The 21,346-nt window shown below is 40.8% G+C and carries 22 protein-coding genes; 16 read left to right on the forward strand and 6 right to left on the reverse strand.

The genetic code is table 11. The features are described from left to right. Positions 1-21 precede the first annotated feature (21 nt). A complete protein-coding gene (locus GVK91_RS23785; protein WP_153845225.1) occupies positions 22-1,119 on the forward strand; it encodes an efflux RND transporter periplasmic adaptor subunit in 1,098 nt (365 codons plus the stop codon). Positions 1,120-1,204: 85 nt separating this feature from the next. Here the strand turns inward: GVK91_RS23785 and GVK91_RS23790 are convergent, their stop codons facing one another. Together GVK91_RS23790 and GVK91_RS23795 are read right to left on the reverse strand one after the other, a co-directional pair. Further along, the gene (locus GVK91_RS23790; RefSeq protein ID WP_153845224.1) at positions 1,205-2,245 is read right to left on the reverse strand and encodes a linear amide C-N hydrolase; all 1,041 of its coding nucleotides are present in this window, start codon (positions 2,243-2,245) and stop codon (positions 1,205-1,207) included. Positions 2,246-2,416: 171 nt separating this feature from the next. After that, positions 2,417-3,250: a hypothetical protein gene (locus GVK91_RS23795; protein ID WP_159731615.1), complete on the reverse strand. Its 834-nt coding sequence runs from the start codon at positions 3,248-3,250 to the stop codon at positions 2,417-2,419. A gap of 498 nt (positions 3,251-3,748) precedes the next feature. Between GVK91_RS23795 and GVK91_RS23800 the strand changes: the two genes are divergently transcribed. The 5 genes from GVK91_RS23800 (at position 3,749) to GVK91_RS23820 (ending at position 7,351) form a co-directional block, all read left to right on the forward strand. Further along, complete coding sequence (locus tag GVK91_RS23800; protein WP_159731617.1) at positions 3,749-4,534, forward strand: class I SAM-dependent methyltransferase; 786 nt, start codon at positions 3,749-3,751, stop codon at positions 4,532-4,534. Further along, the gene (locus GVK91_RS23805; protein WP_159731619.1) at positions 4,515-5,336 is read left to right on the forward strand and encodes an alpha/beta fold hydrolase; all 822 of its coding nucleotides are present in this window, start codon (positions 4,515-4,517) and stop codon (positions 5,334-5,336) included. Before GVK91_RS23800 ends, GVK91_RS23805 begins: the two co-directional genes overlap by 20 nt. A gap of 73 nt (positions 5,337-5,409) precedes the next feature. Then, positions 5,410-6,333, forward strand: a complete 924-nt coding sequence (locus tag GVK91_RS23810) for a Dyp-type peroxidase (protein ID WP_153845220.1) — start codon at positions 5,410-5,412, stop codon at positions 6,331-6,333. Positions 6,334-6,445: 112 nt separating this feature from the next. Beyond that, positions 6,446-6,808 (forward strand): DUF4180 domain-containing protein, encoded by a 363-nt coding sequence (locus GVK91_RS23815; protein WP_115050019.1) that lies wholly within the window; start codon positions 6,446-6,448, stop codon positions 6,806-6,808. A 3-nt stretch (positions 6,809-6,811) separates the two neighbouring features. Continuing rightward, positions 6,812-7,351 carry a GNAT family N-acetyltransferase gene (locus GVK91_RS23820; protein WP_159731621.1) on the forward strand — a complete coding sequence of 180 codons (540 nt, stop codon included), beginning with the start codon at positions 6,812-6,814 and terminating at the stop codon, positions 7,349-7,351. A gap of 16 nt (positions 7,352-7,367) precedes the next feature. Here GVK91_RS23820 and GVK91_RS23825 read toward each other — a convergent pair whose 3' ends face one another. Together GVK91_RS23825 and GVK91_RS23830 are read right to left on the reverse strand one after the other, a co-directional pair. Continuing rightward, positions 7,368-7,820 (reverse strand): VOC family protein, encoded by a 453-nt coding sequence (locus tag GVK91_RS23825; RefSeq protein WP_159731623.1) that lies wholly within the window; start codon positions 7,818-7,820, stop codon positions 7,368-7,370. Positions 7,821-7,839: 19 nt separating this feature from the next. Continuing rightward, positions 7,840-8,292, reverse strand: coding sequence for a GNAT family N-acetyltransferase (locus tag GVK91_RS23830; protein ID WP_153845218.1), 453 nt, complete (start codon positions 8,290-8,292; stop codon positions 7,840-7,842). Positions 8,293-8,509: 217 nt separating this feature from the next. On the opposite strand from GVK91_RS23830, the gene GVK91_RS23835 reads away from it, so the two are divergent. The 4 genes from GVK91_RS23835 (at position 8,510) to GVK91_RS23850 (ending at position 12,970) form a co-directional block, all read left to right on the forward strand. After that, on the forward strand, positions 8,510-9,010 hold the full coding sequence (locus GVK91_RS23835; RefSeq protein WP_153845217.1) for a GNAT family N-acetyltransferase: 501 nt from the start codon (positions 8,510-8,512) through the stop codon (positions 9,008-9,010). A gap of 64 nt (positions 9,011-9,074) precedes the next feature. Then, positions 9,075-9,971 (forward strand): AraC family transcriptional regulator, encoded by an 897-nt coding sequence (locus GVK91_RS23840; protein WP_159731625.1) that lies wholly within the window; start codon positions 9,075-9,077, stop codon positions 9,969-9,971. A gap of 97 nt (positions 9,972-10,068) precedes the next feature. Further along, on the forward strand, positions 10,069-12,009 hold the full coding sequence (locus GVK91_RS23845; protein WP_153845215.1) for an oleate hydratase: 1,941 nt from the start codon (positions 10,069-10,071) through the stop codon (positions 12,007-12,009). Positions 12,010-12,073: 64 nt separating this feature from the next. After that, positions 12,074-12,970, forward strand: a complete 897-nt coding sequence (locus GVK91_RS23850) for a 3-hydroxyacyl-CoA dehydrogenase (protein ID WP_159731627.1) — start codon at positions 12,074-12,076, stop codon at positions 12,968-12,970. An 81-nt stretch (positions 12,971-13,051) separates the two neighbouring features. Here the strand turns inward: GVK91_RS23850 and GVK91_RS23855 are convergent, their stop codons facing one another. Further along, positions 13,052-14,176 carry a serine hydrolase gene (locus tag GVK91_RS23855; RefSeq protein ID WP_159731629.1) on the reverse strand — a complete coding sequence of 375 codons (1,125 nt, stop codon included), beginning with the start codon at positions 14,174-14,176 and terminating at the stop codon, positions 13,052-13,054. 245 nt (positions 14,177-14,421) lie between these two features. On the opposite strand from GVK91_RS23855, the gene GVK91_RS23860 reads away from it, so the two are divergent. Beyond that, complete coding sequence (locus GVK91_RS23860) at positions 14,422-15,171, forward strand: hypothetical protein (protein ID WP_159731631.1); 750 nt, start codon at positions 14,422-14,424, stop codon at positions 15,169-15,171. Positions 15,172-15,295: 124 nt separating this feature from the next. Here GVK91_RS23860 and GVK91_RS23865 read toward each other — a convergent pair whose 3' ends face one another. Further along, positions 15,296-15,820 (reverse strand): DinB family protein, encoded by a 525-nt coding sequence (locus GVK91_RS23865; protein WP_115050001.1) that lies wholly within the window; start codon positions 15,818-15,820, stop codon positions 15,296-15,298. A 166-nt stretch (positions 15,821-15,986) separates the two neighbouring features. Between GVK91_RS23865 and GVK91_RS23870 the strand changes: the two genes are divergently transcribed. The 5 genes from GVK91_RS23870 (at position 15,987) to GVK91_RS23890 (ending at position 21,300) form a co-directional block, all read left to right on the forward strand. Next, positions 15,987-16,661, forward strand: a complete 675-nt coding sequence (locus GVK91_RS23870; RefSeq protein ID WP_145329625.1) for a response regulator transcription factor — start codon at positions 15,987-15,989, stop codon at positions 16,659-16,661. A gap of 9 nt (positions 16,662-16,670) precedes the next feature. Then, entirely contained in the window at positions 16,671-17,957 is a 1,287-nt protein-coding gene (locus GVK91_RS23875) for a HAMP domain-containing sensor histidine kinase (protein WP_153845211.1), read from the forward strand. A gap of 49 nt (positions 17,958-18,006) precedes the next feature. Continuing rightward, positions 18,007-18,969 (forward strand): phosphatase PAP2 family protein, encoded by a 963-nt coding sequence (locus GVK91_RS23880; RefSeq protein WP_228280128.1) that lies wholly within the window; start codon positions 18,007-18,009, stop codon positions 18,967-18,969. Positions 18,970-19,243: 274 nt separating this feature from the next. Then, the gene (locus GVK91_RS23885; RefSeq protein ID WP_159731633.1) at positions 19,244-19,924 is read left to right on the forward strand and encodes a response regulator transcription factor; all 681 of its coding nucleotides are present in this window, start codon (positions 19,244-19,246) and stop codon (positions 19,922-19,924) included. Continuing rightward, positions 19,924-21,300: an ATP-binding protein gene (locus tag GVK91_RS23890; RefSeq protein WP_153845209.1), complete on the forward strand. Its 1,377-nt coding sequence runs from the start codon at positions 19,924-19,926 to the stop codon at positions 21,298-21,300. The genes GVK91_RS23885 and GVK91_RS23890 overlap by 1 nt, the downstream gene beginning before the upstream one ends. The last annotated feature ends 46 nt before the right edge of the window (positions 21,301-21,346 follow it).

Below are 21,346 nucleotides of genomic sequence, written 5' to 3' on the forward strand. Positions count from 1 at the left end.
AAGCAGTATAATCTATAAAATATGAAAAATAATTTGTTCAAAATATTAGCTATCGCCGGTCTGATCGCATCCTTAACAGGATGCCATTCGGCTGCCGAGGAAAATGCAAAAAAAGAAAGTCCGGAAGCTGTAGCTCCGGCAATGGAGACATTTGTACCCACCAAACAGAAATTAACAAATAAAATGCAGATTCCCGGGGAAATCACGGGATTCCAACAGGTCGAGATTTACGCGAAGGTCAGCAGTTACGTCAAAAGTCTTAACGTGGACATCGGAAGTAAAGTGCATGCCGGTCAGCTATTGGCTGTCCTGGAGGCTCCCGAATTGAGTTCACAGCTGTCAGCAGCCAAATCGCGGCTCAAATCACAGGAGGCGGTCTATATGGCTACAAAAAGCACTTACGACAGACTCTTTGAAACCAGCAAGGTAGAGGGAACGGTGGCCAGACTGGATCTTGAGGTTGCTGAGTCAAAAAAGAATGCTGATTTTGCGCAGTACCAAGCCGCTAAATCGGCCTACGCAGAGGTACAAAACCTGTTGAATTATTTGGAAATCAGGGCACCCTTCGACGGTGTAATCGCAACAAGAAATGTCAATCAGGGCGCCTATGTTGGTCCTGCTGGCCGTGGCTCGGAAATGCCCATCATGACCATTCAACAACAACGCAAACTGAGGTTAGCCGTTGCTGTTCCGGAACAATATTCGGGTTTCCTCACCGAAAACCAGCCCTTACAATTTACTGTCAAATCATTGCCTGGGCAAACCTTCTCGGGTAAGATCGCACGTAAATCGGGTGCTCTGGACAGCCGATTAAGATCCGAGCGGGTAGAAATTGACATTAACAATACCGACAACAAGCTATTGCCGGGTATGGTCGCAGAGGTCGAATTGCCTTTAACATCTCAAGACAGTACTTTTGTTGTACCGAAATCAGCCGTATTTACTTCGGGCGAAGGAAGTTTTGTGATTGCTGTTGTTTCGAACAAAACACAACGTATTCCTGTACAGAAAGGACGCAGCATCGATGGTCAGATCGAAATATTTGGTGACTTAAAACAAGACACTAAATTGGTCAGCAAAGCGGATGAAGAGATTATAGACGGAACGTCAGTCAAATAGGACTTTCTACTAATTCCTAAACAAAAGAAAGACCGAACCCATTATAACCGGGTTCGGTCTTTCTAATTTATTCGGTCTTTCTAATTTAAATGCCCATAAATTTAAAGGGTTGGGCAGCCTTAAACAGGTTATTTGAAATGCCATTTATTGCCATCCCCTGCTTCATGTCCAGCTTCATCGTCGGAGCCCCTTTCTTTAAATCAAATTTAGCCAGATCTACCCACAGTGTTCCCGGAACCAATACATTCTCAAAATAATAGATTTTATTCTTCTGATCAGCCACGGATCTCCATCGTGTAGACGAAATATTAGGTTCAGATTCCGAGCTTATTCCAAATGGAACCGAGCAGTTGCGGATCACGCTGAAAACACTGGCAACAGAAAGCCGCACATCGTCTGTTTGCGGGATCGCATTAATATAATAAGAAGCCCTCACAAAACGATCAGCAGCTCGGTTTGTCCCCGGCAACATGATGGTTCCCGGAATTCCCTGCCAATACCTGTTTAGCGCGAGCTGATCTTCAAAGATGGGCGAGTTTGTCATAACTGTATAGGCCGCATCGTGATGAATAACCAATTTCCCATCGATGTATTCAAATATAGCATTATCGCCTGTGGCATCTGAAAGCGATAAATGTATGGTCGTAAATTTGGTAGTTCCCGGGATATAATCACTTACAATTACAAATGGCTCATCCTTTAAGGCAGATACGGCTTCATTGACTGTCGCAAAATTATCCAAAACATATTGGGCCCAAGCCGAGATTGCAAGACCTTTTTTTGGTCCCGCTGGATCAAATTTAGGATAAGTAGATTCGACAAGCCAGAGTACATTGGCCACCAATCCCTTTTCATTTAAACCATCGACTGTAGCAATGTCCCAAGCACTGGAAACTACACTCCCATATTGGGAAGTCCATTTCAAAGACTGAGGTCCTACCTCTCCACTGCGCGCTATTCCACGCGGAAACACCCATAGATTGGCCGCGATATCATCTCTCCAGTCCATACTCCTTGCCGTGATAACGGTCTGATTAGGCCCCTTATAAACAACGCGTGTACAGGATCGGCCTTCTTTAACGGCAAAAAGGAATACGATCAACATAAATTGTGCAAGATACTTCATATGTATAGATTTTTTTGCGTGATATGACTTTGTCTTGATAGCGTGCAAAAGCACTCCAATTCCATAAACAATAATTTGAGCTTATTGTTTGTCTAAGCTGTACCCGGCATGATTTAATCCGGTACAGCTTAGACGAGCATAACCTATAGCCATAATATATGGCTCTGGGTACTATTCTGCCGCTTTCGGGTCAATTGCGGCAGCAACTGCAGTTAATGCCAAGGCACCTCCAACAAGCATTGCCCCCTGCCCCTTTTTTTCCTTAACAGCCAGCACGTCTCCGCGCTTATTATACAGTTCAATAATATTATTAAGCGCTACTGAACCGGTCTGCCAAAGCTGGGCAGCATAAAATTTTTGTTCCGTAGTTTTAACAATAGCTTTACCATCTTCTAAAATCGAATAACTTAAATAACTACGTAAACTGTATGGAGACTCAGCGCCTTCAAATCGAGCAAGTTTTACCGCAAAACTCTCGCCACTCATATCATACATATATACTTTTTCTTTTTGGGATGATCGTACAATGGATTTAACATCGTTTTTAAAATCAAAATAATGCCCATCCACATAGGCATGTGGTGGGATAAGTACCACATCTTTAGGTAAACTTACCGATCCTGTAATATAACCGTTCACCCAAGCATCATTAAATATAGTGGATTTACTAGCACCTATATCGGAAACCGAAGCATTCATCTTTCCATTAAAAGCAGCTTGTTCAGCAGAATAGCCTTGCGTTTTACCATTAATAACCATGGCCGAACTTTTAAGATCCCATAAGATCGGTTTATCGATTTTATTTTCTATTCGAAGGTAAATTCGACCATCTCTGTCGGCAAAGGAATAATCAATTTGTACTGTATCATTATTAAATGAAAACGTTCCCTTGTCTTCATCTTTTTTTACATTCTCCCCATTGAATGTCATGAGATAGTTGGAAGAACAGGCTGAAAGAAAAACAGCACAATACATTAGCGTGAGAACTTTGAATACTTTTCGCATAATATCAGGATATCTTAGTGTAATTACAACGGCACGAGTACTATTGTACAACAATATAAAAAACTATTATTAAAAAAATAGCGAAACGATATAAAATAATTTCCTAATTAGGGTATTAATCGCAAAGTATCACTGTTTCTAGAAAATAGTAAATGATCGTCATAAAGCAGTAAATGGTCGTCTTTTATCACCCGATACAGGTTTTAAATTGCTTTATATCAGTTTCCATAATAACAGGGATATTACAGGGGGTTAACAGGGGGATAACAAGGGGTTAACAGGGGATTTACCCCTGTTAACCCCTTGTTAATACCTTGTAAAAAGACTACTATATCCTTCTTAATGGAGAATAGGATATCCGGCTGATAGTAACCATAAACAAACGCAGGAATATCCTCAACTGTTGGTCAGGTTAGCGCAACGAAAACGGTTAAACGAATAGAAGTTTTTTTAACCGGAAAGCAAAAGCTATATTTACAGTCAACTAAACCCAATCCAATGAAAGAGAAATTTATCGACAGAAAAGATCAACAAGCCAATAAGATATTTGAAAGAAGGACATTATCCTCCGATTATAGAACAATTATTCCCTTACTATCTCCTGGCATAGAAATCTTGGATGTGGGCTGTGGTACCGGAACACTCACGAATGAGGTAGCAAGCTATATCGGCGACGGAACCATAACCGGGCTCGATAATACACAGTCATTTATCGACAGCGGCAATGAGCGCTATGGTAGCACCCAAAATCTGAACCTGGTCTGCAGCAATATTTTTGATTATCAACCGCCACATCCGTTCGACCTGATTATAACGGCGCGCACCATGCAATGGTTGAGTGATATTCCCCGGGCATTGGGCTTATTTAAATCCTGGTTAAAACCCGGAGGACAAATCTCTATTTTAGACTACAATCACACCGCCATTGAATGGAACCCCGCCCCTCCGGAAAGTATGCTCACATTTTACCGTACTTTTCTGAAATGGAGAGCAGATGCAGGTATGAACAATCGTGTTGCTGATGAGGTCGCTGCACTGCTCCAGGAAGCAGGTTTCCATTCGGTTCAGGTTATCCATGCCGATCAGACCTACAAAAAAGGAGAAGCAAACTTTGATACCAATCTGGCTATCTGGAACAAAGTCGCCCAATCGCGACAAATGGTTACGGAAGGGTATATCTCCGACGAACTTCGCTTACAGGCTATCGCAGAATACAGCCAATGGATCGAGACAGAAGCGACCACCATGACACTTAAAATGAACGATGTACGGGCTAAAGTATAATCTCCTTTTATCCGTTTTCCTCCTACTGACACTCCCCGGGCTGGCCGTAAAAGCACAGCTCAGGGATACCATGATCAATGTAGGCAACCATAGCCTTCATTTTATTTTAATGGAGGGGAAGGGTATCCCCATTGTCTTTGAATCTGGGGGTGGAAATGATGCTTCCGTTTGGAGAAAGTTATTGGAACCGCTATCGAGCAAATTGGGCGCATCTTTAATTACCTATGACAGAGCTGGCTTTGGAAAAAGTGAAATAGACACCGTTAACGTTAGCTTGACAAATGAAGTAAAGGATCTTAAAACTGCTTTGCAGCAATTGGGCTATCGTGATCGGTACTTTTTTGTTGCCCATTCCTTCGGTGGTAACTATACGATGAAATTTATAACGACCAATCCCGGTCAGGTTGTTGGCACTGTAATGATCGATATTGTATCCCCTTATTTCATGACCATGGAGCGATCCAAATCATTGAAGAGCGAATATGCCAGTGAGCTCGATAACATCAAAAAAGAAAGCTTAGGGTTCTATCATCTCGTTTTAAACTACGAAGCATCAACGGCTGTTTTACATGAGGTTGCAGGAAAAATCAATGTTCCTATGACTGTCATTGGCTCAGGAAAATCACCTTTTGAAGAACCCGATCGCAGTTTATTTATTGCTGCCCTAAAAAAATATGCAGATCAAAAAAACAATAGACGTTATCTTTTGGCTCAAAATGCGGAGCATCATGTCTTTTATGACGAACCAGATCTGGTCATTGATGAAATCGTCAAACTGTATCAAAAAACCGCATCCGAGTAATCAAAAAGTCTATCCGTACAACCGATTTTATTTGTAGCTTAGCAAGGCTGTACAACACACAACAACTTATCTTATGGATCATCAGGCCCAAAATGTCATCGATACACCGAGCAACAATACGGTGTTTATGGTATGGAATTTCCACGAAAATGTGGTCATTAAGGATGTCTTCCAACGCTTATGTGCATTGGTTGTCAATCTCAACAATTCGGCGCAGGTACGTTCAAATCTTGTGAAAGCAAGCGTGGTATTGGGCATAAGCCACCATGCCTGGAAAAAGCTGGAACTCAACGAACCTATGCCAAAGGAATTGGTTCCTTTCGAACCTATCATTGGTCAAAAACATATTGCTGTAGCTACCCCTGGAGATTTACATTTCCATATTCGCGCTTATGAAAAAAGCTATTGCATTGACATGGCGACCGAAATAGCAGCCTTATTAAGTCCCGTTGCCGATTGCAAGGAGGAAGTTCATGGGTTCAGATATTGGGACGGCCGAAGTATCTTGGGCTTTGTCGACGGAACAGAAAATCCACTTGGTGAGGATCGTGCTTTCTTTGGTATCGTTGGTGATGAGGATGCAGGCTATAAGGGTGGAAGCTATTTATTTGTACAAAAATATATTCATGACATGAATGCCTGGCGTTCTTTACCCGTCGCTGAACAGGAGAAGGTCATCGGCAGAAGCAAAGCAAACGATATTGAGATGGGCGACGATGAAAAACCGACTAATTCACATTCGGCCCTAGCCAATGTCGGTGACGATTTGAAAATTGTTCGCGACAATATGCCTTTTGGGCAAATCGCAACAAATGAAATGGGAACCTACTTTATCGCTTACGCCAGCACATTCAGTACCGTACAATTGATGCTAAAAAGAATGTTTATTGGTGAACCCGAAGGGAATTACGATAGAATACTGGACTTTAGTACGGCGCATACCGGCTCCCTGTTCTTCTGTCCAACAATCAATATGCTGAAAGAATTTGCAGGTTAAAAGCTGTATACCCACTATCTCGGATCATTTCCAACAGGATATCCCAACGTAGAGCACTGGGTCATGGAATCTGGTCCCACAAATTTATTTTTAACACTACACGACAAAAAAAATGGAAATCACTATTATTCAGCTAGGTGACGAAAACATTGCTGAAGTTAAAGGTTCAGGCGTCTTTATCCATAATCTCGATGATGGTCTACAGATTATGGTCGACTGTGGCGCGCAAGAAGCATACAAAGCAATTATTTATCAAGAGAACATCACAGACGATTTCTTCGAACTTAAAACAAAACTTGCCGGTGAAATTCTTCAAAAATATACGCAGTATGGCTTTGACATTGCCATCGTTGGCGATTTCTCCAGATACAACAGCAAAAGTCTAAACGATTTTATCTACGAAAGCAATAAATCAAAGAAAATCAATTTTGTAGGTACGCGTGAAGAAGCGATAGCGAGATTTTCAAAACGTTAAGTCATGCATATTGAATCAGAAAGATTAGCGATTCGGCCCATTATGGCGGAAGACAGTCAGGCAGTATTCGGTTATCGCTCGGATAAAGAAACCAATAAATATCAGGGCTGGATTCCAGACTCCTTGGCAGAAGTCGATGCATTTATTGCAAAAAATCCGGGCACATTCAATCTTCCAGAGTCCTGGTTTCAGCTCGTTATGACCGACAAAATAGCAAACGCAGTAATCGGCGATATTGGCGTTCATTTTTTTGGTACTGAACACCTGCAGGTCGAATTGGGCTGTACCATAAAAAAAGAATTCCAGCAACAGGGCTATGCCAAAGAAGGACTGAAAACAGTTATAGAGGCCCTGTTCCGTCAGTATCATAAACATCGGATCACGGCCTCGGTAGCTCCGGAAAACAAGGCATCCATGCAGCTTTTAACAAGTTTGGGATTCCGAAAGGAAGCTCATTTTGTAAAAAGCTATTTCCATAACGGTCAATGGGAAGATGATGTGGTCTTTGCAATCCTTGCCGAAGAATGGAAATCAACACAATAAGTCGTCTCTTCGCGACTTACTCTGCTGTACGATTGATCCAATCGGCATAAGACAGCACGCCCAGTTCGGGCCTACCCTCCCCTTCCAAAACTGCGATAAACTCCAATTGGTTGCCATCCGGATCATTAAAGTAAATGGCCAATGCAGGCATCCACGCAAAGACCATCGGCGCTTCGATCCCGTCCTTTAAAAAATTATAGGGTGTCAGGTCACGTGTTTTCAGATAGTCCACGGCGTAATTCAAGATATCCTCTTTATCCGCTCTAAAGGCAAAATGTCTCGGTTGAAAGTTTGTTTCTTCCTGCCACAGCCCCAACATATAGTCTTTGCCGGTTCCAATCCATAAAAAAACAATAGGACGTGTCGGATCGCGATGTGCCACACGCAATCCCAATACCTCCGTATAAAATGCGACCGCTTTAGCTAAATCCCGCACCTGAATATGCGTTTCGTATAAACCTTGTATCATAAGTTATTTCATTTTAAAATTATTTCAATCCATTGATAGCGCTCTCGTGATGTAAATGCAAGATCGGATAGGATTTGCCCATACCATCTACAGCTGAGCGCCCGATAAGCTGGTATCCTTTTTTCAGATAAAAATCAACAGCCTGCTGATTTTGTTCATTGACATCAACTTTATATACCTGGAGCTTATCCAGCACATGCTGTAGCGCTACAGTCCCAACACCTTTTCCCCTGTATGCTGAATCCACAAATAACATTTCTAGATTATCATCGGAGACAGCGAAAAAAGCAGTAGGCTGTCCATCATCATCTATGACATATACCTTTAATTGTGGTAAGTACTCGGTTGGGATCAGTCTCTTATATAACTGAAGATCCTCCTCCTTCAAAAAATCATGGGTTGCCCGAACCGAGTTTTCCCAAATGCGCAGGATTGCCACATAGTCGGCTTCGCTTGCCGCTCTTATTTCCATAACTATTATCTCCCTCTAAAAATTCTTATGTACACCGTATCGCTACGGAATAGCATTCTTATAAAAGCTTCCCTTCTGCTTTACAGAAAGGCAATGTAAGTTAAATTGGAGAACTAAAATCATGAAAAAGTTAAATAAGACAGAAAGATGATGATTTAGGTTCCGATAATTTGATTTCAGAGAAAACAACCTTATCTTGTAAATAAACGCATTAGCCATGTACAACACACTTCTATTTAAAAAATATCTCCCGGAAGATTTTGACGCTTTCCACGACTTGGTTAAAGGGGATGATGTCATGAAATACATTACCGGCAAAGGATTGTCCGAAGAGCAGGCCCGGAAAAAATTCGATTCGATTCTCGAAATCAACCAGGATCCTGATTTAGGCTATTTTAAAGTAATCGAAGCGGATACGCTAAAGCTTTTAGGCGACTGTAAGCTTGTTAATTACAAAAAAGATCCAAGCGTATTCGAAATTGGCTATTTGCTCCGCAAAGAACATTGGGGAAAGGGGCTGGGAACACAGATTTGCGAGTCGATGCTAGCCCTTGCCACAACATTAAATCCAGGTAAAGATGTGATTGGTATCATTGATCCCGATAACACCGCATCGAGACGACTACTGAGCAAATTCGGATTCAAAAGTTTCTTCGTTGGGATAGAAGACGATATTGCCACAGAAAAACTCATGCGCAAACGGACAGCATCCGAATAAACAAAGCCCATTCGAATATTAAAAACAATAGGAACTGTATATGCCCAAGCCGAACAAAAAGTCAATGAAGTTTAAGGTAAAAACAACTTATAATACACACGAAAGTCTTCAAGATACCTTATCATTCTTTGGCGTAAATTGCCACCGCCCCTATTATATTTCTTCTGGAAATCCGATTTTTGAATACCCAAGCAATGCTTTTCGTATTGATTATTATGCCATCTGTATCTGTACAGCGGGCGATATAAATATTCAGGTAGACAATCAGGAATACCATATCTCGACAAACCATATCCTCATATCCGCCCCAACAACAATTATCCGGTTTTCGCAGGTCAGCGCCGACTTTAGAATGAAGCTGCTCTTTTTTGACAAAGCATTCCTGCTTAAACATATTGTCAATCCATTCTTTATCGAACAACTGGGGCTTTTTAAAAATTCGGCCTTTACCATTGTCAGCTCCCAAGACAAACAAATTGACAAGCTGTTAAAATTAATAGACTACCTCAAAGAAGTTACGTTAAGAACAACACATTTTACAGCAGATATCATCCGCACGATCATCTTTAATCTCCTATTAGAGATCGCCGACGAATTGGCATCTAAAGAACAAAATACAACGGAAAGTGCGCAAGAGACCAACAACCTTTTCTATAAGTTTACAGACCTGGTTCAGCGACATAGCAATCAATACAAAGAAGTACAATATTACGCCGACCAGTTATTTATTTCAAACAAATACCTCATTCAGATTGTTAAAAGAGCATCAGGTAAAACACCACATGAAATTATTGATGAGCGTGTGCTTAAAGAAGCCTATGTGCTGCTCGGGAATCCCGAAAAGACTATCTCAGAAATTTCTTATGAAATCGGATTTAATTCCATCTCAGCATTTGGTCGTTTTTTCAAAAAATACTCCACCTTATCGCCATCAGAGTACCGAAAGCGACAAAATATGTAGAAAGAGGAAATTCGGTAGAACAATAGCGAATTTGGGGGCACAAATGATTAAGGTGATCTTAGTAACTTTACTCAAGAATTAAAAAAACATAAGAATCATGAAAGAAATCACCTCAAAATTCGACAAAGTATTAAATGCATCTGCTGAATATGGAAATGTAAATCATGAACCCGATTCAAGCAAAGAACAACAACGTAACACACCGAAAAAATCGATGCCCTTTTCTGATCAGATCGGAAATTATCAACGCAATAAAGGTATTCCACCAAAATCATATAAAGACAGTAAAATCTACATCGTCGGAAGCGGTATAGCAGGGATGTCTGCAGCCTACTATTTTATCCGGGATGGCCATGTTCCTGCTGAAAACATCACATTCCTCGAACAGCTCCATGTGGAAGGCGGCTCGTTAGATGGTGCCGGTAATGCAACCGACGGCTATGTCATCCGCGGTGGTAGGGAAATGGATATGACTTACGAAAATCTTTGGGATATGTTTCAGGACATTCCTGCATTGGAAATGCCTGCCCCCTATAGTGTTCTGGACGAGTACCGTTTGATCAATGACAACGACTCCAACTACTCCAAAGCAAGGCTTATTCATAAACTTGGTGAGATAAAAGACTTCAGCAAGTTTGGATTGGGCAAAATGGATCAGCTGGCCATCATTCGATTGCTCCTCAAAAATAAAGAAGATTTAGATGACTTAACCATCGAAGACTACTTCAGCGAGTCATTTTTATCCAGCAATTTCTGGACCTTCTGGCGTACCATGTTCGCTTTCGAAAACTGGCATAGTTTACTTGAGCTGAAATTGTACATGCACCGCTTTTTACATGCGATAGACGGATTGAATGATCTTTCATCACTCGTGTTCCCGAAATACAATCAATACGACACCTTTGTGACCCCTTTGCGTAAAGTACTTCAAAGCAAAGGTGTAAACATCCGATTCAATGTATTGGTCAAAGACCTGGATATCCAAAGCAATACCGATGGAAAAGTTGTAGAGGCCCTAATTACAGAACAAGATGGCAAAGAAGTAAAAATTCCAATCGGAAAAGACGACTTCGTCATTGTGACAACTGGATCAATGACAGAAGATACCTTCTACGGGGACAACAAAAATGCACCGATCATCGGTATCGACAACAGCAGCAGCGGTCAAAGTGCAGGCTGGAAACTCTGGAAAAATCTTGCTGCCAAATCGACCATATTCGGTAAACCCGAAAAGTTCTGCAGCAACATCGAAAAATCAGCATGGGAGTCTGCAACCCTGACTTGTAAACCTTCGGCTTTAGTCGAAAAATTAAAAGAATATTCCGTCAACGACCCTTATTCTGGCAAAACAGTTACTGGCGGTATTATTACCATTACCGATTCTGATTGGCTGATGAGTTTCACCTGTAATAGACAGCCACATTTCCCTGGCCAACCGGATGATGTTCTTGTCTTATGGGTATATGCCTTATTTATGGATAAAGAAGGAAATTACATCAAAAAGCCAATGCCACAATGTACCGGAGACGAAATTCTAGCCGAACTATGTCACCATTTGGGCATTATCGATCAACTGGACGATGTTATCAAAAATACGATTGTACGTACGACATTCATGCCTTACATCACCTCGATGTTTATGCCACGAGCAAAAGGCGACCGTCCGAGAGTCGTACCTGAAGGATGTAAAAACCTGGGCTTGATCGGTCAGTTTGTGGAAACCAACAATGATGTTGTCTTTACCATGGAAAGCTCGGTACGTACCGCACGTATTGCGGTATATGAACTGCTGAACTTAAACAAGCAGGTTCCGGATATCAATCCCCTACAATATGACATCCGCCATCTTTTGAAAGCAGCCAAAACATTAAATGATGACAAACCATTTGTGGGCGAAGGCTTACTACGTAAAATTCTAAAAGGCACTTATTTTGAACATATCCTACCTATCGGTTCTGAGGAACAAGAAGACCATGAATCTTTCCTGACAGAGCAGATCACCAAATTCAAAGATTGGTTAAAAGGAATTAAAGGATAAGGATCACAACCTGCGCCATGGTTCCGTGGCGCATGTTTTTACGAATTGAAAAAATAATAACATCATGGACTTTAAAAATATAACGATAGCTGGCAGTGGGGTTTTAGGCTATCAAATCGCTTTCCAAACAGCATTTCATGGCTATCATGTCACTGTATACGACATCAACGACGATGTACTTAAAAAAGCTGCAGCAAAATTTGATATTTTGGCGCAGGCATTCGAGAAAGATCTTCATGCGAGTAAAGAACAACTGGCTTCAACCTTTGACAGGCTCATTTATAGTTCAGATCTGGCCGCGGCGGTAGCAAACGCAGATCTTCTTATCGAAGCCGTTCCCGAAAACCCAGCCATTAAAATTGGCTTCTATCAGGAGTTAGCGAAAGTCGCTCCAGAGAAAACCATTTTTGCCACAAACTCCTCAACCTTGCTACCAAGTCAATTTTCCCAAGAAACCGGCCGTCCCGAGAAGTTCCTGGCGCTACATTTTGCCAATGAAATCTGGAAGCACAATACAGCAGAAATTATGGGCCATCCGGGTACAGACAAAACGGTATTTGAGCAGGTTGTAAACTTTGCAAAATCCATTGGCATGGTTGCCCTACCACTGCTTAAGGAGCAACCTGGCTATATTGTAAACTCATTACTTGTCCCATTACTTTCGGCGGCAACAGATCTTTTGGTCAACGAAGTGGCAGATGCCCAAACGATCGACAAAACCTGGATGGTTGCCACTGGAGCGCCAACAGGCCCCTTCGGCATACTCGATATCGTTGGCATCACAACAGCCTATAATATCAATAAAATGAGCGCCGAAGCAACAAATGACCCTTTAAAGATCAAAACAGTGGCCTATCTCAAAGAGCATTTTATAGACAAAAACAAATTGGGCGTCGCTACTGGGGAAGGGTTCTATACCTATCCCAATCCGGCCTATCAATCGCCCGACTTTTTAAAGTAGGTCTCTTCATAAACAATAAATCGTCGCAGGTAAAGCTGCGACGATTTATTGTTTATGCTTATTTCAATCCGCGTCCCTCTTTCACTCATTCGCATATACTCTGTTCAACCATGCAAAAGTTGAGCGATGCTGTTCATTCAATACCGGTTTGCTGATGTCCATTGTTTTAAGGATGGCATCAAAGGCTTCACCGATCATAAAATCATCACGATTGCTAAAAAGTGAAACCACAAGGTCTTTCTGTACATCGATATATACGATATGATGAAACCCGGTAGATTCACCTGAATGAAACAGGATTTTATGGCCTGCATTTTTTTGAATAAACCATCCGAAATGATACGCTATTCCATCCTTTACCGGGTAGGCCATTTGATCGAACAATTGCTCCAGTCCCGGCTGTATTAACCGATCTTTTACCAAAAAATTGGCCCATGTATGATATTCATCCGCAGATAGATAAACACCGCCATCCCCCTGTGTTGCACTTGTCACACTCTGATCGGCAAACAGGTAGGAACCTTCCGTCGGATGATAACCGTAGACTCGTTCATCAACCGTCGTGCCCGGTTCATATACCAATCCCTTGCTAATGCCTATGGGTTCAAACAATTGACTTTTGACAAAGGAAGCAAAGGATTTTTTCGCAACTTGCTCAACAATCAGCGATAAGAGACAATATCCCGTATTGCTATAACGGAATTGACTCCCCGAAGGGAAATATAAACGATCGGTCTGCCGGATATACATCAGCACATCCTTATCCGATACCTGATCTTTCCTTTCTTTCGGTATAAGCTCTTCATAGTCCCAGATTCCGGATGTATGTTGCAGAAGCTGCGCAACAGTAATATCCTTCAGCGCGACTGGCAGATCTTTAAAAAAAAGGGACAATGGGTCGTCTAGTTTTAAACGCTTTTGAATCACTAAGGTGTATATCGCTTGTGCAGTCACCTGTTTGCTTACCGATGCCAGGCGAAAATGTGAGCTGGATGTGATTGCACGTTTTTCCTTCAAATCTGCAAGCCCAAATGCATAACGATAAATAAGACGACCATTTTGGCTAACTGCACAGCTAATCCCCGGAGCTGCCGGGTCCTTATAATAGCCTGCAATCGTACTATCCAATTTTGATTTATCCATTTTTTGTCCCATAACAACACTTGTTACACAGATCAAAATAAAACTCAGTTTTAGGTTTATCATATTTTATACCGCACATTTCGGTTTATATTGTCAGCCTCCTGAAAGGCACAGCGTATTAAATCAATTTGATCTTATTGCTTTTCAAAAATGTACCCTTCAAAAATCGAAATTTTCTTGCAATGCCCGGGTGTTTTTATTGATTTTTATTTATTTCTTTTAATTTTGCTTTTATGCTTCATTTCTCATGAAGTCGAACTGATCCGGAATCCTTCCCTCAGTTCTTCATTAAAAAATCACGACAGACTATGTTTTTTATTTTTAGTATCTACGACTTTGTATTAGCAGAAAAAACGGTAACAGCGACCTTAAAAAAAGAAAACGCGCCACGAAATTTCACCTTACAGATTATTACGCCAGCCCGTCGGTTTATAGGTCTACCTTTTGGCGGCGGATTTGTCAAACTTTCCAGACTTTACGACGAACAGGGAAAATTGATTCACGCACGGAATTATTCAGATGAATTAAAAGCAGAGATCAAAGCGTTCAAAAGTCAGTATAGCATCCCCTATTTTCAGTTATGGAAAGGATTTCTAATTGTCACTGCGGCAATCCTTATCTGGGCAGTCATTTATGGCGTTAAGAATAAATTGGGAAATCAACAACAGGAAAAAGCAGTTGGTCAGATGATTGATAATTTGAAGCAACTAAAGGCAGGCCAGCTCTATGGTGCTACTTTTTTTACCGATCAGGATGGTAACAATATAAATGGACTTCCTGCAGGTTGGATAAAAATAGATAAAATCGTGGGCGACACTATTTTTATACATCGTTCAAAGCAGCTCGACACAAATTCGGCACTTTTTGACATGAAGAACATTGCTTCGTTCAGGCCCCAATCGGCCGATGAATGGCAGGAAAAAACAGAAAAAATGGATTTAAATCTATTGAAAAAACAGCTCGAGGATGCTGCGACAAAGAAAGTCGATCTGCTCTATATCGGTACAGACCACGAGAAATATTCAGGTGTTATATTGACGATAAAAGGTAGCGAGTAAGCCTTATCTCTAGGTATAACCAACGTATTGACTTTTCAGCGCAGACAGATCATGCGGCTAGGTCCATACTTAAAAAACTCAAGATCGGACGTTTTAAGCAGCTGCCGATCTTGAGTCTCTATTTTTAGTACTGGATTTTTTCGTCAATATCGTATTTCATACCCGGATAGTGCAGCAACCTTCGCATCAAGGCAATCTGACCGGCAAGATAATCCTCCCGTCCGATACACATCCCAATGAAATTTAGCTTGTCCTCCTCAATAAAAGGGATATTCATATTAATCTTAAATAGTTCAGCCAGCTGCGTATCGTCCACTTGCAGCAAAGCAGCATAGACTTTCGGTGATATCGATTTAAAATTTTCTTTTAATTCCAGCACACTGGGATAGTGATAACTTTCATCGAGTGTCTTTCCCATAAAAAATAGCTCATGGTAAGGATCATTTTCCTGAAGGCCAAGAACATGAGCCATAGCATAACGCACATTTACAAAATTACCCGCCATCCATACGATATGGTTGGTCTGTCCATCAATTCGTTTTAATGCATCTTCTTCCGAAACGCCATCCAACGCGTTCAGAAAAATTTGACTGTGCATACGATAAGCAGGAATGATGATTTCTAATTTTAATGATTTCGGTTTATCCATATCGTTTTGATTTTTTTAAATACTAAATAGCTGATTTATACTAAAATTACACGTTTCAATAGCGATTACACTTGTCGTATGACAAGAAATAAAAATGAACAAAATTGATAGATCATTGCGAAATAAATTCTAAATTTCTACTAAATTGAAATTCTATCTTTACCACATGAAGATTTTGATCATAGAAGACGAATTGGAGCTGGCCAAAAGCATCGCAACATACCTTAGCGAGCAACAGTATTTATGCGAATTTGCGCCAACTTTACAGGATGCTCTAGACAAAATTCAGTTATACCAGTACGACTGTATCTTACTGGACATCGGTCTACCAGATGGAAATGGTCTAAAACTACTCGAAGAGTTAAAGACGCAGCGAAAGCAGGACGGTGTGATCATCATTTCTGCAAAAAATGCATTGGACGACAAAATTCATGGACTACAACTGGGGGCCGACGATTATCTGACCAAACCTTTCCATTTATCTGAACTCACAGCACGAATCTATTCCCTGATCCGTCGGAAACAATTCAACAGCTCAAATATTGTTGTTCAAAATGAAATACAGATTGATCTACTTGCAAAAACTGTTATTGTCAATGATCTTCCTGTTGTATTGACCAAAAAAGAGTTCGATCTGCTGATGTTTTTTATCGGCAACAAAAATAAAGTGATTTCAAAAAGCACCTTAGCGGAACACTTGTCTGGCGACATTGCTGATATGCTCGATAACCATGACTTTGTCTATGCCCATGTCAAAAATTTAAAAAAGAAATTACAGGACGCCGGAAGTCAACCCTATATAAAAACGGTATACGGTACGGGCTACAAATGGGAAAATTAAAATAGTAAGATGAAACCCCTACTGAGCAAAATAACGACCCCATTTCTACTCTATGTATTGATTGTACTAGGTGTCAGTATTCCTGTTTATTATTTTGTAATCGACGGAATATGGAAAAGTGAATTAGATGAACATAACGAAATTATCGTCAAGAAAACAACCTACGAGCTGAACAGTTTAAAACTGTCCGAAGACAGCCTCCAAGCCAGCATCGCTTTATGGAATAGCATACAACCTGAAACGAATATACATCAAGTAAAACCGGGCGATTTATTGCAAGATAGCGTATATACCATCGAAAAACCGCAGCGTTTTGTCGAACCAAAGACAATTGACCGATTTAGATGCCTATCATCTGTCATTCAGATCAATGGTGCGCCTTATCGTTTTACCGTACAAACAAATATTGAAGAATCTGTAGAAACCATCGCCGCCATCGCCGCAACAACGCTGTTTTTCTTTGTTATCTTGGTCATTGGTCTACTTATTATCTCCAGAAAAATATCACTTAGGCTCTGGAAACCATTTCGAGATACCGTTGATAAGTTGAAGGCATTTAATCTCAATAGTCAACAACAGGTTGACTTTCAGCAAACAGACACCATAGAGTTCCATGAGCTTAATCAATCCTTATCCAAGCTTCTTGAAAAAAACCTGGCCGTATACCGATCACAAAAGGAATTTACTGAAAATGCTTCACATGAATTGCAAACACCCTTGGCAATCTTAAAAAATAAGTTAGATATCTTATTGCAGTACCCTGATCTAAGCGATGAGCAGTACCAGCTCTTTGAAGATATGCATAAAGCGCTTTCACGTAGCACGCGAATCAACCGCAACCTGCTGCTGCTCGCCAAGATTGACAATAGTCAATTCGATCATTCCGAAAAAATCAGTATGGACTCGCTTGTTACACAAAGTATTGAAGTCATGCAAGAACATCTGGAGCTAAAACAGCTACGACTGCAACAAGAGATCCAACCGTCGGTGCTGCTGACAGGAAACAGCAGTCTGACCGAAATCCTGATCAACAACCTACTCCTGAACGCCATACGTTACAGCAATGCCAACGATACACTTGCTGTACATCTCAATCAAACTTCTTTAACGGTATATAACCCCGGTTCAATGCCCTTAGATAAAATACTTTTATTCAAACGGTTTTCCAAACTCTCGAAAAACAGCCAAGGCAGCGGTTTAGGATTGGCAATTATTACTGAAATCGCCCGGTATCAAGGCTGGACTGTTGATTATCAATTTGAAAATAATCAACATATTTTTTCCATTCATTTTTAAAATTCCAAAAGTATTCTAATTTGGATGACAGTTTTGTTTTATGATCCACATGAAGCAAAACCAGACAACACGCTTATTTGCATTTCAGCTACTGATAAGTGTATTATTTCTTTTGGATGTCAGCATGGCCAAAAGTCAGACTATACTCACAAGGGAAGTGCCGACAAACATCGCTCAACCTGAGCGAAATAATAGTGCATTCAGTACAAACTTGACGGCTACCAGGCTAACCGAAGGCATAACAAGCAGCAACTCGTTACTGTCAACAGACAGCACAGGGCTGTCTGCAGTAATCCATCGTCCGAGCAAGAAAACAAAATTAAACCGCTTCTTCCAAACAGCAATTGATGAAACGCCTTACAAACCACATTTAACGAGCTTTATCGTACCGACAGCCTTTATCGGTTTCGGGGTGGCGAGTTTAAGCATCAATGGTTTAAAAAATCTCAATTTATCAACGAAAGACGAGATCAGCGAACATCAGTTAAAGCACAGCAACCTCGACAATTACAGTCAATATGTCCCTGCAGTTATGGTATACGGACTAAATGCGTTGGGCGTGCAGGGCAAACACAATTTTAAGGACAGAACGGTCATTTATTTAACGTCACAGCTGATCTCAGGAGCCATGGTTCTTCCATTGAAACATATCGTCAAAGAAGTCCGTCCAGATAGTTCCAATAACCTTTCCTTTCCTTCAGGGCACACCGCTACAGCCTTCTCTTCTGCACAATTTATGTTTCATGAATATCATGACAGCAATTTTTGGTTAAGCATTTCGGGCTATCCATTTGCGATTTTTACAGGTACCTATCGCGCCATCAATAATAAACATTGGGTCGGCGATATCGTTGCCGGAGCTGGATTTGGCATTCTGGCAACAGAACTAGCCTATTGGGTGCATCCGCGGATCAATCATCTGTTGTTCAACGACAACAAAACAACTTCTGCTACGCTAATGCCCTTCTATCAGCACAAACAATTTGGTTTGAGTTATGCTAAACAGTTTTAACCAGCTCAATTTTTTCAAAGCCTATGCATGCAGAAATTATCAAAAATATTTTTCATCTCGAATAATCTTCCATTACCAAGCAAGCACTTGCGCAATCAGTTTGGTTTTCAGCTTATCCGTATGTGCAGCCTGATGAAATCCAGAAAGTTTTATTTGCATATCCGTGTAAATTTAGCTTAGTTTGATACATTTGTAGGGACAATGCATGGATAGCCCATGATTTGGTATCATAGATAAACTTCGATTCATCGAAGTTTTTAACGTTTTTCTTTATATGAAGATTCTCCTAGTCGAAGATGACGTACGTGTCGCAGGATTGATCAAACGCGGACTTGATGAAAATGAATTTCAAACAGCTATTGCCTACGACGGCCTATCTGGAAAGAAAATGGCCTTACAACACGACTTTGATCTTATCATAACCGATATCGTGCTCCCTAAGATGGATGGATTGGATCTCTGCAAAGAAATTCGTCATATCAAACCCGATGTTCCCATTATCATGTTAACAGCATTAGGAACTACAGACGATAAAATTGAGGGTTTTGACGCCGGAGCGGATGACTATCTGGTCAAGCCTTTTGAAATGCGCGAACTCCTAGCCCGCATCAGAGTCCTGCTCAAAAGATATCAAAAACAAGATACACTCACGGGAACAATTTTGCGTTATGGGGATCTGGAAATGAACCTCCATACCAAAAGCGTCAAAAGGAATACTGTCGAAATCCATTTGACACCCAAAGAGTTCAAATTACTCCATTATTTATTGCAAAATCCCGAGCGTGTGCTTTCCAGAATGGAAATTGCTGAAAAAGTGTGGGAAACGCATTTTGATACCGGAACCAACTTCATTGATGTTTACATCAACTATCTACGTAAAAAAATCGACAAAGATTTTGCGACCAGATATATCCATACCAAATCCGGAATGGGCTTTATTCTAAAACAAGACTAATGCGAATCAGGACACGAATCTCCATATTATTCACGCTGATTACAGCCACCATATTGCTGGTATTTGCCTGTACAGTATATTTTTCAGCGGTGGAGAATCGGGAAAGAGAATTTTACGCCCTATTGAAAAAAGAAGCTTACACCAAAGCAAACCTTTTTTTGAATGCAAAAGTAGACAAAAAGACCTTAGAAGATATCTACCACAACAACCGAAAAATCCTCAACGAAGTCGAGGTTGCAATTTACGACACCCGTTTTGACCTCTTGTATCATGATGCCGTAGATATCGACTTTGTCAAAGAGACACCAGCCATGCTGCAGGATATTCTCAAAAATAAAGAAATACGATTTTATCAGGAAAAATGGCAGGTCATCGGCATAACCTTTCCGTATAAAGACAAAACTTACATCATCACAGCCGCAGCCTATGATCAATACGGCTACAATAAACTCAATAGTCTATTATCTACCATTCTTTTGGTTTTCATTTTGTCTATATTTCTGATCTATGCAGCAGGAATATTCTTTTCCAAAAAGGTCTTTCAACCTATCCTGGAAATGACACAACGTGTAAAAACCATTTCTGCGACAAGTTTGGATGCCAGGCTTACGAGTAGCGGAAATAAAGACGAGCTTTCCGAATTGGCCAGCACATTCAATGCGATGCTCGACCGCCTCGAGAACTCCTTTGATGCCCAAAAGCATTTTGTCTCCAATATCTCGCATGAGCTAAGAACCCCCTTGGCCGCCATGATTGCAGAACTCGAGATTTCTGCCAATAAGGACCGTAGCATAGTGGAGTATAAAACTGTCATCGACAATACGCTAAATGATGCACAGAAACTGAAGAAGTTATTTAATAGCTTACTTGATTTTGCCAAAGCAAGTTACGACAGTTCTGAAATCGCGTTTAAAACCTTACGTATAGACGAAATACTAATTGATGCATGCCAACAGGTTCTCCAGTCAAGTCCAAATTATAAACTCGACATTTTTGTCGATCCGGCGATTGAAGATGAAAAACTTTTATCCATCAATGCAAATGAGTATCTATTGCAGGTCGCCTTTGTCAACCTCATTGAAAATGCCTGTAAATTTTCACCCAATCAAAAATGCCTAATCGCTATCAAGGCGGATGAAAATAGGATTCAGCTGGAATTTAAAGATGACGGAATAGGCATTGACCCGGTCGATCTACCCAATATATTCACGCCATTCTATCGTGGAAGCAACAAAGATTATAGCGAGGGAAATGGTATTGGTTTATCGCTTACCAGAAAAATCGTGCTTCTCCATCAAGGCGAGATCAGCGTCCGCTCGGCAAAAGGCGTTGGAAGTGTTTTTAGCATTGATATCCCCCATCGTTCATTATTCTAATAAAATTCTAATTTTTTTCTAAAGCCCCTCTAACCGATTTATCGGG

Origin of the sequence: Sphingobacterium sp. 18053, from assembly GCF_902706145.1 — a bacterium.
Lineage (GTDB): Bacteria > Bacteroidota > Bacteroidia > Sphingobacteriales > Sphingobacteriaceae > Sphingobacterium > Sphingobacterium paramultivorum.